This window comes from Limimaricola pyoseonensis (assembly GCF_900102015.1).
GTDB classification, from domain to species: Bacteria; Pseudomonadota; Alphaproteobacteria; order Rhodobacterales; family Rhodobacteraceae; genus Limimaricola; species Limimaricola pyoseonensis.
Window position 1 is genome coordinate 130,539 of the sequence record NZ_FNAT01000003.1, and the last position, 13,090, is coordinate 143,628.

At 71.2% G+C, this 13,090-nt stretch carries 12 protein-coding genes; 4 read left to right on the forward strand and 8 right to left on the reverse strand.

The genetic code is table 11. The features are described from left to right. The first annotated feature begins 17 nt into the window (after window positions 1-17). Both BLT43_RS08190 and BLT43_RS08195 read left to right on the forward strand, forming a co-directional pair. Window positions 18-1,532, forward strand: a complete 1,515-nt coding sequence (locus BLT43_RS08190) for an FAD-dependent oxidoreductase (RefSeq protein WP_165612571.1) — start codon at window positions 18-20, stop codon at window positions 1,530-1,532. Window positions 1,533-1,661: 129 nt separating this feature from the next. Next, window positions 1,662-2,918 (forward strand): lytic murein transglycosylase, encoded by a 1,257-nt coding sequence (locus tag BLT43_RS08195; RefSeq protein ID WP_423222121.1) that lies wholly within the window; start codon window positions 1,662-1,664, stop codon window positions 2,916-2,918. Between the two features lie 28 nt (window positions 2,919-2,946). Here the strand turns inward: BLT43_RS08195 and BLT43_RS08200 are convergent, their stop codons facing one another. The 8 genes from BLT43_RS08200 to BLT43_RS08235 form a co-directional block, all read right to left on the reverse strand. After that, the gene (locus BLT43_RS08200) at window positions 2,947-3,348 is read right to left on the reverse strand and encodes a hypothetical protein (protein ID WP_090111794.1); all 402 of its coding nucleotides are present in this window, start codon (window positions 3,346-3,348) and stop codon (window positions 2,947-2,949) included. 68 nt (window positions 3,349-3,416) lie between these two features. Then, window positions 3,417-3,899: an RNA pyrophosphohydrolase gene (locus BLT43_RS08205; RefSeq protein WP_090111796.1), complete on the reverse strand. Its 483-nt coding sequence runs from the start codon at window positions 3,897-3,899 to the stop codon at window positions 3,417-3,419. After that, complete coding sequence (locus BLT43_RS08210; protein ID WP_090111797.1) at window positions 3,896-5,293, reverse strand: S41 family peptidase; 1,398 nt, start codon at window positions 5,291-5,293, stop codon at window positions 3,896-3,898. The genes BLT43_RS08205 and BLT43_RS08210 overlap by 4 nt, the downstream gene beginning before the upstream one ends. A gap of 53 nt (window positions 5,294-5,346) precedes the next feature. Then, the gene (locus tag BLT43_RS08215) at window positions 5,347-6,468 is read right to left on the reverse strand and encodes a murein hydrolase activator EnvC family protein (protein ID WP_090111800.1); all 1,122 of its coding nucleotides are present in this window, start codon (window positions 6,466-6,468) and stop codon (window positions 5,347-5,349) included. After that, window positions 6,465-7,979 (reverse strand): 2,3-bisphosphoglycerate-independent phosphoglycerate mutase, encoded by a 1,515-nt coding sequence (gpmI, locus tag BLT43_RS08220; protein WP_090111802.1) that lies wholly within the window; start codon window positions 7,977-7,979, stop codon window positions 6,465-6,467. Before gpmI ends, BLT43_RS08215 begins: the two co-directional genes overlap by 4 nt. Before the next feature lie 88 nt (window positions 7,980-8,067). Continuing rightward, the gene (gene rlmH / locus BLT43_RS08225; RefSeq protein ID WP_090112347.1) at window positions 8,068-8,538 is read right to left on the reverse strand and encodes a 23S rRNA (pseudouridine(1915)-N(3))-methyltransferase RlmH; all 471 of its coding nucleotides are present in this window, start codon (window positions 8,536-8,538) and stop codon (window positions 8,068-8,070) included. Then, the gene (rsfS, locus tag BLT43_RS08230; RefSeq protein ID WP_341349836.1) at window positions 8,538-9,008 is read right to left on the reverse strand and encodes a ribosome silencing factor; all 471 of its coding nucleotides are present in this window, start codon (window positions 9,006-9,008) and stop codon (window positions 8,538-8,540) included. Before rsfS ends, rlmH begins: the two co-directional genes overlap by 1 nt. A 53-nt stretch (window positions 9,009-9,061) precedes the next feature. Then, a complete protein-coding gene (locus tag BLT43_RS08235) occupies window positions 9,062-10,486 on the reverse strand; it encodes a mechanosensitive ion channel family protein (protein WP_090111806.1) in 1,425 nt (474 codons plus the stop codon). Window positions 10,487-10,796: 310 nt separating this feature from the next. Between BLT43_RS08235 and leuC the strand changes: the two genes are divergently transcribed. Further along, window positions 10,797-12,200: a 3-isopropylmalate dehydratase large subunit gene (leuC, locus tag BLT43_RS08245; RefSeq protein WP_090111810.1), complete on the forward strand. Its 1,404-nt coding sequence runs from the start codon at window positions 10,797-10,799 to the stop codon at window positions 12,198-12,200. Then, window positions 12,200-12,805: a 3-isopropylmalate dehydratase small subunit gene (leuD, locus tag BLT43_RS08250; RefSeq protein WP_090111812.1), complete on the forward strand. Its 606-nt coding sequence runs from the start codon at window positions 12,200-12,202 to the stop codon at window positions 12,803-12,805. The genes leuC and leuD overlap by 1 nt, the downstream gene beginning before the upstream one ends. Window positions 12,806-13,090 lie beyond the last annotated feature (285 nt).

The window sequence follows — 13,090 nt, forward strand, 5'->3', positions numbered from 1 at the left end:
GCGAGCGGAGGCCAGCCATGACGCAGCACGATATCGGAGCGGTCGCGGATCTCGAGGAGAACCGCCCCCTCAAGGTGATGGCGGGCGACACCGCGATCCTGGTGATCCGGCGCGGCGACGCGGTCACCGCGCTGGCCCATGCCTGCCCGCATTTCGGCCTGCCGCTCTCCAAGGGCCATCTCGACGGCGACCGGCTGATCTGCGCGTTCCACCACGCCTGCTTCGACGTCGCGAGCGGCCGGCAGACCCAGCCGCCGGGCCATGGCGACCTGCGCCGCTACGCGGTCGAGCTGCGCGACGGCCACGCCTTCGTCGAGGTTCCAAAGGACGCCGATCCGCACCCCGCCCCCGCCCATGTCCGCCGCGGCGACGAGCCGCGCCGCATGGCCATCGCCGGCAGCGGCGCGGCGGCGGATGCCTGCGCGCTCGGCCTGCGCGAGGAGGGCTTCGAAGGCACGATCGAGATGATCTCGCCCGAGGGGCAGCCGCCCTATGACCGGACGCTGCTGAGCAAGGCGGTGCTGGCCAGCGGCGAGCTGCCGCGCCACCTCACCCTCACGGGCCCCGAGGCGCTGGCCGCGCGCGACATCGATCTGGTCGAGGGCCGCGTCGCCGCGATCGACGCGGCGGCGCGCGAGATCCGCACCGAAGCCGGCGCCACCCATGGCTATGACGCGCTGCTGATCGCCACGGGCGGCAGCGCCAACCGGCTCGACCTGCCCGGCGCCGATCTGGACGGGCTGCACTACCTGCGCAGCCGCGCGCAGGCCGAGGCGCTGGCCCGCGCCGCAGGGGAGGCCGGGCGCGCCGTGCTCGTCGGCGGCGGCTTCATCGGCATGGAGGCGGCGCTCAGCCTCGCCAAGCGCGGGCTCGAGGTCACCGTGGCGCTGCGCGAGGAGGTGCCACTGGCCAAGATCATCGGCGAGGAGATCGGCCGCGCGATCATGGCCGAGCACGAGGCCAAGGGCGTGCGCTTCGTCACCGGGGCCAGGGTCGCGGGCTTCGAGGGCGAAGGCCGCGTCTCGGCGGTGACGCTCGAGGATGGCGGCCGGATCGAGACCGACCTGGCGCTCCTGGCGATCGGGGTGCGCCCGGCCACCGCGATCGAGGGGCTCTCGCCCGAAGAGGACGGGGGCCTGCGCACCGGCGCCGACCTGTCGGTCGAGGGGCTGGAAGGCGTCTTTGCGGCGGGCGACGTGGCCCGCGTCCCGGGCCCGTGGGGCCCGGTGCGGATCGAGCATTGGCGCGTGGCGCGCCAGCACGGCGCGCGGGCGGCGCGCGCGATGCTCGGCAAGCCCCCGGGCGATGTCGACGTGCCCTTCTTCTGGACCGCGCTCGGCCGGCAATACCGCTATCTCGGCCATGCCGAGGGCTGGGACGAGATCCGCATGGATGGCGCGGCCGGGGAGGATTTCGTCGCCCGCTTCGTCAAGGACGGCCGGGTGATGGCGCTCATGGGCGCCGGCCGCGACGCCGAGATCGCCCGCGCCCATGCCGAGATGATCCATGCCGGCGGGCCGCTTCCGGCCTGAACGGGCCCAAGCAAACCTAAGCGGGCCGCATGCGCGGTTATCCGCCATGGCCGCGCGACCCCGCTGCCGACTCGGGGGGCGGACGCGGTATGGCTGCCACAACGAAAACGGGAGCAGACGGTGCGGAACTTGACGATTCTCCGGCGGGCGGGCCTCTTGGGCCTTTCACTCGCGGCCCTGGCCTCATGCGGGGCGGTCTCCGGACCGCTCGACAGCTCGCCCCGGCCGCCGGCCCGCGCGGAACAGATGGACGAAGACATGCGCCCCCGACCCAATGCCGGATTCTCGAACTGGGTGGCGGGCTACCGCGCCCGGGCGCTCTCGGCCGGCGTCTCCGCCGCCACCTTCGAGCGCGCCTTCGCCAACGCCGGCTACATCCCCGGCGTGATCGAGAAGGACCGCAACCAGGCCGAGTTCACCAAGACGCTGGGCGAATACCTCTCGACCGCCGCCTCCGACACCAGGGTCGAGACCGGCCGGGCGATGGCCGCGCAATACGCCTCGCTGCTGTCGGAGATCGAGGCGCGCTACGGCGTCGACCGGCAGACCGTGCTCGCGGTCTGGGGCATGGAGAGCAATTTCGGCAAGCGGCGCGGCGACATTCCCGTCGTCTCGGCGCTGGCGACGCTGGCCTATGAGGGCCGCCGCGGCCGCTTCTTCGAGCAGCAGCTGACCTCGGCGCTGAAGATCCTGCAGAACGGCGATGTCGCGCCCGAGAACATGACCGGCAGCTGGGCCGGGGCGATGGGCCACACCCAGTTCATCCCGACCTCCTACGAGGCCTATGCCGCCGATTTCCGCGGCGACGGCCGGCGCGACATCTGGTCGGACGACCCGACCGACGGTCTCGCCTCCACCGCCAAGTACCTGTCGAATTTCGGCTGGCGGACCGGCCAGCCCTGGGGCGTCGAGGTGGTGCTGCCGCAGGGCTTCAACTACGGGCTCGCCGGCGGCACCAAGAAGAGCGCGGCCGAGTGGCAGGCTTTGGGCGTGCAGGCCGCGACCGGCGGGCGGATCGGTGAGTTCGGCCCGGCCGAGATCCTCGTGCCCGAGGGCGCGCAGGGCGCGGCCTTCATGACCTTCCGCAACTTCGACGTCATCAAGCGCTACAACGCCGCCGACGCCTACGCGATCGGGGTGGGCCATCTCGGCGACCGGATCGCCGGGGCGGGGCCGTTCCTGACGCGGATGATGACCGGGCGGGCGCTGAACTCTTCCGAGCGGGCCGAGATCCAGCGCCGCCTCAACGCGCTGGGCTACGAGGCGGGCGGCGCCGACGGGATCATCGGGCCGAACACCATCTCGGCGATCCGCGCCTACCAGCGCGACCGCGGGCTGGCGCAGGACGGCTTCGCCTCGGAAAGCCTGCTGAACCGGCTGCGCTGAAAACCCGGGCGCCCCGCGGGGCGCCCCTTCACTCCGCGGGCCGGCAGTCCTCGCCGCGCATGCAGGCGGCGAGCGCCTCGCGCGCGGCGGCGTCGGGCGCGGCCTGCACCTTGCCCGGGCAGGGTTCGAGATCGACGATCAGCCGCCCGTCCTCGACCCGTGCGAAGACCAGCACCTCGTCGCCCGGCGCCAGACCGCCGCACCACGGCCCGAGGCAGGAGGGCTGCAGGACCATCGGCGTCTCGACCGGTGTCTCGAAGCCGGTGGTGCCGAGCTGATGACCTGCGAACTCGGCCGGGATCGGGTTCGGCACGGCGCTGACATCGGCGGGCGCGTCGGAATGGGGCAGCTTGCCCTCGTCGAAGGCGAAGCGGCCGACATAGGCGCGGTAGATCTCGGGCGCGGCGTGGATCTCGGCGAAGCTGCGCACCGGGTCGGGCGCGAGGCATGACAGCGCGGCGGCGGGGCCGGCGGCGAAGATCGCCAGCCCCGCGGCGATCAGATGAGCGGCCCGAGCCGCTCGAGCACCTGCTCGTAGACGTGGCGCTTGAAGGGCACGATGGCCCCGGGCAGCTCCGACGGTTCGATCCATTTCCATGCGCTGAACTCCGGATGGGCGGTCGCGATGTTGATGTCGCGCTCGTCGCCGTGGAACCGCATCAGCACCCAGAACTGCGCCTGGCCGCGGAACCGGCCGCCCCAGATATGCGGCACCACCTCGGTCGGCAGGTCGTAGCGCAGCGGCTCCTCGGTCTGGGCGACGATGTCGACCTTGTCCTCGGTGATGCCGGTCTCTTCCAGCAGCTCGCGCAGCGCCGCGGCGCGGGCGTCCTCGCCCGCGTCGATCCCGCCCTGCGGCATCTGCCAGGCGTCCTGGTCGCGGTCGATGCGCTGGCCGACGAAGACGCGGCCTTCGGCATTGACCAGCATCACGCCGACGCAGGGGCGGAACGGCAGGGCGGCAATGGTGGCGGGTCTCACTGCGGGGTCTCCTCCGCCGAGTCTTCACTCACCTCGGCGCGCTGCTCGGGGTCGGGCAGCGCCCGCGGCCCGAGCGCCGTCAGGCCCTTGAGGATGTCGATCGCGTAGGCGAGCTGGTAGTCCTGCTCGCGCAGCTCGGCCGCCTTCTGGGCGCGCTCGCGATCGGCCTCGAGCTGTTCGATCTCGTCCTCGGACAGGCTGTCATTGTCGAGGCTGCCGCGCAGGTCGGCCTCGGAACGCATCGGCAGCGCGCTGCTCTCCTCGTCCTCCTCGGCGCCGGGGCGGCGGCGCGGCTGCTCGACGATGATGTCGGGCGAGATGCCGAGCGCCTGGATCGAGCGGCCCGACGGCGTGTAGTAGCGCGCCGTGGTCAGCCGCATCGCGCCCTCGCCTCTGAGCGGCATCACCGTCTGGACCGAGCCCTTGCCGAAGCTCTGGGTGCCGACGACGATGGCGCGGCGGTGGTCCTGCAGCGCGCCCGCGACGATCTCGGAGGCCGAGGCCGAGCCGCCATTGATCAGCACCACCATCGGCTTGCCCTCGATCAGGTCGCCCGGCGTGGCGTTGTTGCGCTCGGACTGGACCACGTCGCGGCCACGGGTCGAGACGATCTCGCCGGCCTCGAGGAAGGCGTCGGAGACGTAGATCGCCTGGTTCAGCAGGCCGCCGGGGTTGTTGCGCAGGTCGAGCACGACGCCGTTGATCGCGTCGAGCCCGCCGGCCTTCTCGATCTCCTCCTTCAGGCCGGCCTTGAGGTCGGGAAAGGTCTGGTCGTTGAAGGTGGTGACGCGCATCACGACGGTGTCGCCCTCGGTGCGGGCGCGCACGGCATTGAGCTTGATCGTGTCGCGCACGATCGAGAGGTCGAAGGGCTCCTCCTCGCCCTCGCGCACCACGGTGATGACGATCTCCGAGCCGACCGGCCCGCGCATCATCTCGACCGCCTCGTCCAGCGTCAGCCCGAGCAGGCTCTCGCCGTCGACGGCGGTGATGAAGTCGCCGGCCATGACGCCGGCGGCGTCGGCGGGGGTGCCGTCCATCGGCGAGACCACCTTCACCACGCCCTCTTCCTGCGTGACCTCGATGCCCAAGCCGCCGAACTCGCCCCGCGTCTGGGTGCGCATGTCGGCCGCGTCCTCGGGCGAGAGGTAGGAGGAGTGCGGGTCGAGCGAGGTCAGCATGCCGTTGATGGCGGCCTCGATCAGCTCGCCCTCGTCGACCTCCTCGACATATTCGGCGCGGATCCGCTCGAAGATGTCGCCGAACAGGTCGAGCTGCTCGTAGACGCTGGCATTGTTGCGGGATTCCTGCGCGATCAGCGGCCCGGCGACCTGGGTGGTCACGACCAGCCCCAGCGCGGTGCCCGCGATCGCGGCGATCAAGGATGTCTTCATGCCCGTCTTCCCCCTGTTCTCGCCCGGCGGCGGCCGGGTCTGTTCGTGCGGCGTCACTCCAGCGCGAACCACGTCGCGGGATCGACGGGAGTGTCGCCCTCCCGCACTTCCAGATAAAGCGTTTCCGGCCGCGAGACGCCACCGCCCTGCGCCGATTCGGTCAAGATTTCGTGCGCGCCGGGCGGCTCTCCGCCCATCAGCCCGACCGGCGCCCCGGCGGGCAGGATCTCGCCCGTCTCGCCATAGACCTCGGCGAGGCCGGCCAGCACCACCAGCACGCCGGCCGCGGGCTCGAGGATCGCGACGTTGCCGTAGTCCAGAAGCTCGCCGCGAAAGCGCAGCGTCGCGGCCACCGGGCTCGAGACCAGCGCCCGCGGCGCGGCGGCGATGACGAGGCCGGGCCGCGCCACGCCCGCCGCGTCGGCCTGCCCGAAGCCGCGCAGCACCTGCCCCTGCACCGGCAGCGCGATCCCGCCCTTGGCGGCGCTGGCGTCGGGCACGGCGGTCGACAGCTCGGCATCGACGATCTGCGCGAGACCCGAGGCGAAGCCGTCGAGCGTTTCGGTCGAGGCCAGAAGCAGCGCCGTCGCCACCGGGTCCTCGGTGAAGCGCCGCGGCAGGTCGGTGCGCTCGGAGATCGCCTCCGAGAGCGCGGCGCGGGCGATCTGCGCGCCCTCCAGCCCCTCTTCCAGCGTGGCGATGGCGCTGTCCTGCAGCGCCCGGATCTGCGCCACCTCCTCGAGATCGGCGCGCAGCGCCTCGGCCCGGGCCTGCAGCGCCGGCGTGACCTCGGAGGCGATCAGCCCGGCCCGCGCCGTGCCCAGCGCGCCCGATGGGTGCAGCGTCAGCACCGGCGCGGGCGCGAGGCTCATCGCCTGCAGCGCGCCCAGGAGGTCGGCGATCTCGTCGCGCCGCGCGGTCAGCTCGACCTCGATCGCGCGTTCGCGGATCGCGGCGCGGCGTAGACCGTCGCGCAGCGCCACCAGCCCGTCCTCGTAGGCGCGCACCGTCTCGGTCAGCGCGCTCACCCGGTCGCGCGCGCCCTCGGCCTCGCCCAGCATGGCCGAGGCGGCGGCCAGCCGGTCGGCGGCGGCCCCGGCCTGCGCGGCGGTGTCCTGCGCCGCCGCCGGGGCGGCGCCGAGCATCACCAGCGCGAACAGGCCCGCCCGGATCATGCGATCAGGCTGCGCCCGGTCATCTCCTCGGGCTGGTCGAGGCCCATCAGCGCCAGAAGCGTCGGCGCGAGGTCGGCCAGCCGCCCGTCGCGCAGGCGCGCGCCCTCTGGCCCGCCGAACAGCGCCACCGGCACCGGGTTCAGCGTGTGCGAGGTGTGCGCGCCGCCCGTTTCGGGGTCGATCATCTGCTCGCAATTGCCGTGATCGGCGGTGACGATCATCGCGCCGCCCGCCTTCTCCAGCGCCTCGCAGACCCGTGCCAGACCCGCATCCACCGCCTCGCAGGCCCTGATCGCGGCATCGAGGTCGCCGGTGTGGCCGACCATGTCGGGGTTGGCGTAGTTGGTGACGATCAGGTCGTAGCCCTTCTCGATCGCCTTCACGAAGGCCTCGGTCACCTCGCCCGCCGACATCTCGGGCTGCATGTCGTAGGTCGCGACGTCCGGCGATTTCGGCATGAAGCGGTCCTCGCCCGGCTCGGGCTCCTCCTGGCCGCCGTTCAGGAAGAAGGTGACATGCGGGTATTTCTCGGTCTCGGCGAGGCGGAACTGCGTCAGCCCCTTCGCCGCCACCCAGGCGCCCAGCGTATTGCGGATGTCGCGCTTCGGAAAGACGGTCTCGTACCAATCCACGTGGCGGTCGGAATACTCGACCATGCCGAGCCGCGCGGCGAGCGCCGGGGCCTCGCCCCGATCGAAGCCGTCGAAGGCCGGGTCGGCGATGGCGGCGAGGATCTCGCGCGCGCGGTCGGCGCGGAAGTTTAGGCAGAAGAGGCCGTCCTGCGGCTGCATGCCGGCATAGTCGCCGATCACCGTGGCGGGGATGAACTCGTCGGTCTGGCCGGCGTCCCATGCGGTCTTCACCGCCGAAAGCGGGTCATCGGCGCGCGGCCCCTCGCCGGCCACGATGGCGTCGTAGGCGGTCTTCACCCGGTTCCAGCGGTTGTCGCGGTCCATGGCGTAGTAGCGGCCGATCACCGTGGCGATGCGCGTGCCCTCGGGCAGCTTGTCCTGCAGCTCGGCCACGAAGCCGTCGGCCGAGGAGGGCGCGACGTCGCGCCCGTCGGTGATGGCGTGCACCGTCACCGCCACGTCGCGGTCGCGCAGCGCCTTCGCGGCGGCGACGATGTGCTCGAGATGGCCGTGCACCCCGCCGTCGGAGACCACGCCGAAGAGATGCGCGGTGCCGCCCGAATCCTGCAAGGTCTTGGCGAAGGCCACCAGCGCCTCGGCCTTAAAGAAGGAGCCGTCCTCGATCGCGAGGTCGATCTGGCCGAGATCCATGGCGACGACCCGGCCCGCGCCGATATTGGTGTGCCCGACCTCGGAATTGCCCATCTGGCCCGAGGGCAGGCCGACATCCGGCCCGTGCGTGGTCAGCGTGGCGTTGGGGCCCTGCATGATCCGGTCGAAGGCCGGGGTCCGCGCCAGCGCCGGCGCGTTGCCCTCTGTCTCGGCCCGCAGGCCCCAGCCGTCGAGGATGCACAGGACCACGGGTTTCGGTGTCGCCATCGGGGAGGCCTCCTTTTGGGGTCGGGCCAAGTCCTGAGCCAAACCGCCCCGATTGTCCACAAAGACGGGGGCCGGTCAGACCCCCGTGTCAGACCCTGTGATAGGGCGAGCCCGCGAGGATCGAGGCGGCGCGGTAGAGCTGCTCGGTGAGCATGGCGCGCACCAGCATGTGCGGCCAGACCATCGGCCCGAAGCTGATCGCGGCATCGGCGCGCGATCTCAGCGCGGGGTCGATCCCGTCGGCGCCGCCGATCACGAAGGCGGCCTCGGGCCGGCCCTGGTCGCGCCAGCCGGCCAGCATCGCGGCGAAGTCGGGCGAGGTCATCTCGCGGCCGCGCTCGTCCATGACGCAGAGCACCGCGCCGTCGGGCACGGCGCGTTCCAAGAGCGCGGCCTCGCCGGCCATGCCGCCGCCCTTGCGGTCGTCCACTTCGGAGATGGAAAGCGGCCCGAGGCCCAGCGCGCGGCCGGTGCGGTCGAACCGCGTGACGTAGTCGTCGACCAGCATGCGCTCGGGGCCGGATTTCATCCGGCCCACCGCGCAGATCCTGACGCGCATCAGCGGAAGCTGTCGGCGGCCGCCCCGGAAGGCGCCCACATCTTCTCCAGCTGGTAGAACTCGCGCACCTCGGGCCTAAACACGTGCACGATCACGTCGCCGGTGTCGATCAGCACCCAGTCGCCGGTATCCTTGCCCTCGGTCTTGGAGAGCACGCCGAACTGCTGCTTGAGCCGGTCGGTCAGCTTCTCGGCGATCGCGGCAACCTGGCGCGAGGAGCGGCCCGAGGCGATCACCATGTAATCGCCCATCTCGGAGCGCCCGCGCAGATCGATCTGCACGACCTCTTCGGCCTTGTCATCGTCGAGGGAGGCGAGGATCGCTTCCAGCAGCGCATCGCTCGTCACGGAGGGCGCCCCGGCCATCAGGCCCGCGCCCGTGGAAGCGGCATCGGCCGCCGTGGTGGAAAGAGACAGGTCATCATCCTCCGGTTTCGCGCCGCCAACGCGCCCCGGCGCCGGGCGTATCATCAATGTAGCAAGGGGGAGGGCCGTTTTCAACGCGGCCGCGCCCTCACGCGGGTTCACTCGGCGGTGCGCCGCGCGACCGCAAGTTGCGAGCCGTCGAGCATCCGCACCTCGCGCTGCGGGAAGGGAATCGTGATGCCCTCGGCCTGAAACGCGTCCCACAGCGCGAGGAACACGTCGCCGCGGATATTGGTCAGCCCCGCCGTCGCGTCGTCGATCCAGAAGCGCAGGATGTAGTCCACGCTCGAATCGCCGAAGCCGGTGATATGGCAGACCGGGGCGGGCTGCGCCAGAACCCGTCCGCAGCCTTGCGCGGCGGCAATGGCGCAGGCGCGCACCGCGTGCGGATCGTCGCCGTAGGAGGTGCCGAAATCGAGGTCGATCCGCACCGAGTTGTTGGAATGGGTCCAGTTCACCACCTGCGTGGTGATCAGGTCCTCGTTCGGGATCAGGTATTCCTTGCCGTCGCGGGTGACGACGCTCGCGTAGCGCGCCCCCAGCGTCGAGATCCAGCCGAAGGTCTGGCCCACCGAGATCACGTCGCCGGGCTTGATCGACTTGTCCATCAGGATGATCAGGCCCGAGACGAGGTTCGACACCACCTTCTGCAGGCCGAAGCCCAAGCCCACGCCGATCGCGCCCGACAGCACCGCGAGGCCGGTGAGGTCCACGCCGACCGCGCGCAGGCCGACGAAGACCGCGACGCCGTAGAACAGAAGCTGCAGAAGCTTCACCGCCAGCACCTGCATCGAGGGGCTGATCTCGGGGTTGCTCTCGATCCTATGGGCGCTGCTGCGCGCCAGGAGCCGCGCCAGGAAGAAGGCCACGCCCAGCACCAGCGCCGCCTTGAGCACCAGCAGCACCGAGATCCGCAGCTCGCCCGCCTGGATCGCGAGGCTGTCGAGCACGCGCGCGAACTCGGTGTCGAGATCGAGGATGCGCAGCGTGATCCAGGCCCAGGCGCCGTAGCGCAGCAGCCCGCGCAGGAGCGGGTTGGCGATCAGCCGCGTCACCAGCGCCACGAAGAGCCAGCCGGTGGCCAGAAGCGCCACCACCCTGAGCACCGCCGTCCCGGCGGCGGGGTCGACCTGCCGGGTGACGCCGAGCGCCAGCCAGACGCCCCCGAGGAACAGCCAGCCGCGCAGCCGCCGGTGCAGCATCACCGCGTAGCGCATCCGCCAGCGCGGCCAGTTCTCGCGGGTGCGCATCCATTCGTGCAGCTTCGGCCCGAGCCAGGCCCGGCCGAGATGCGCGGCCGCGAACAGCGCCGCGACGATCACCAGCTGCCAGGCGTTCCAGGGCTGCATCACGGTGGTGACGACCCGCTCGCCATCCATCGCCAGCCGCTCGCCGAAATCGGTCACCGTCTCGGCGATCGCCTCGGGCGCCTCGGCCGCGGTCTCGGCCATCTCGGCGGCGGTGGCCTCGGCGGCCTCGGCCGTCTCCTCGGCCAGCTCTGCCGCGCCGGTCTCGGGCTCCATGCTGCGCTCCGTGTGGTTGGGTCCCCCAGCATGTAGCGCCCCGCCCCGCCGGTCCAGCCGCGGCCGCCGCCGCGCCGCGGCGTTCCGCGGCCGTCTCTCTTGTGCCGCTGCGGCAGAGGGAGTAGATCGGGCGCATGACACGGGTCTTCGACATGGACGATCGCGCGCGGCTGCCCTGGCGGTTCTTCGGCGCGACCCTGACCATCCTCGCGCGACTTTGACGCGGCGGGGCGCGATTGCGCCCGCGTGACCCCCCGGCCGCGCCCTGCGCGCGCGCCGACAGACCATCCAGCCGCAAGAGGACACCTCCATGACCGGCAAGACACTCTACGACAAGATCTGGGACGCGCATCTCGTCCACGCGGCCGAGGACGGCACCTCGCTGCTCTACATCGACCGCCACCTCGTGCACGAGGTCACCAGCCCGCAGGCCTTCGAGGGTCTGCGCATGGCGAACCGCCCGGTGCGCGCGCCCGAGAAGACCATCGCCGTGCCCGACCACAACGTGCCCACCACCGAGGGGCGCGACAAGGTGATCGAGAACGAGGACAGCCGCATCCAGGTCGAGGCGCTCGACAAGAACGCCCGCGACTTCGGCATCAACTACTACCCGGTCTCCGACGTGCGGCAGGGCATCGTGCACATCGTCGGCCCCGAGCAGGGCTGGACCCTGCCGGGCATGACGGTGGTGTGCGGCGACAGCCACACCGCGACCCACGGCGCCTTCGGCGCACTAGCGCATGGCATCGGCACCTCCGAGGTCGAGCACGTGCTGGCCACGCAGACGCTGATCCAGTCGAAGTCCAAGAACATGAAGGTGGAGATCACCGGCAAGCTCGCGCCCGGCGTCACCGCCAAGGACATCACGCTGTCGGTGATCGGCCAGACCGGCACCGCCGGCGGCACCGGCTACGTGATCGAGTATTGCGGCGAGGCGATCCGCTCGCTGTCGATGGAAGGCCGGATGACGGTCTGCAACATGGCGATCGAGGGCGGCGCGCGCGCGGGCCTCATCGCGCCCGACGAGACCACCTTCGAATACGTCAAGGGCCGCCCGCACGCGCCGAAGGGCGCGCAGTGGGAAGCCGCGATGGAGTGGTGGAAGACGCTCTACTCCGATGACGACGCGCATTGGGACAAGGTCGTCACCATCCGCGGCGAGGACATCGCCCCGGTCGTCACCTGGGGCACCTCGCCCGAGGACGTGCTGCCGATCACCGACGTCGTGCCCGCGCCCGAGAGCTTCAAGGGCGGCAAGGTCGACGCCGCCAAGCGCGCGCTCGACTACATGGGCCTGAAGGCGGGCCAGAAGCTGAGCGAGATCGAGATCGACACGGTCTTCATCGGGTCCTGCACCAACGGCCGGATCGAGGATCTGCGCGCCGCCGCCGCGATCCTCAAAGGCAAGAAGATCAAGGACGGCATGCGCGCCATGGTGGTGCCGGGCTCCGGCCTCGTGCGCGCGCAGGCCGAGGAAGAGGGCCTCGCCGACATCTTCAAGGCGGCGGGCTTCGAATGGCGCCTCGCCGGCTGCTCGATGTGCCTGGCGATGAACCCCGACCAGCTCTCGCCCGGCGAGCGCTGCGCCGCGACCTCCAACCGCAACTTCGAGGGCCGTCAGGGCCGCGGCGGGCGGACCCACCTGATGAGCCCGGCGATGGCGGCGGCCGCCGCGATCACCGGACACCTGACCGACGTGCGGGAGATGATGTGATGGACAAGTTCGAAAGCTTCCAGGGCGTCGCCGCCCCGATGCCGCTGGTCAACATCGACACCGACATGATCATCCCCAAGCAGTTCCTGAAGACCATCAAGCGGTCGGGGCTGGGGGTGAACCTGTTCGCCGAGATGCGCTACGACGACGACGGCAACGAGATCGCCGATTTCGTGCTGAACCAGCCGGCCTATCGCGGCGCCGAGATCCTCGTCGCGGGCGACAATTTCGGCTGCGGCTCCTCGCGCGAGCACGCGCCCTGGGCGATCAAGGATTTCGGCATCAAATGCGTGATCGCGCCGAGCTTCGCCGACATCTTCTTCAACAACTGCTTCAAGAACGGCATCCTGCCGATCGCGCTGCCGCAGGAGCAGGTCGACATCCTGATGCGCGACGCCGAGCGCGGCTCGAACGCGCGGATCACCGTCAATCTCGAGAACCAGGTGCTGACCACCTCGGAGGGCGAGACCATCTCCTTCGAGGTCGACCCGTTCCGCAAGCACTGCCTGCTCGAGGGGCTCGACGACATCGGCCTGACCATGGAGCGCGCGCCCGCGATCGACGCCTTCGAGGCGCAGGCCGCGCAGGCCCGGCCCTGGGTCTGAGCCGGGTCTGAAACCGGGGGCGGGGCCGGCGGCCCTGCCATGATTTCGCCACGATGCGGGGCGGCCGGTCACGGCCGCCCCGTTTCGATTCCGGCCCCCGCCGGCGGCGCGGCCACAATCCGGCCGGGTCCATATTCCGTTACGTCATCAACGGGATGTCAACATATGGGGTCCAGACTGCCTGTTCATACCCGATCGAGAAACGATCCCTCGGTAGAAGTCGCAGATTGGCCGCCAGCAGGATGCATTGCCGCGCCACCAGCGTCGCAAAACCGCCTCAGTCGC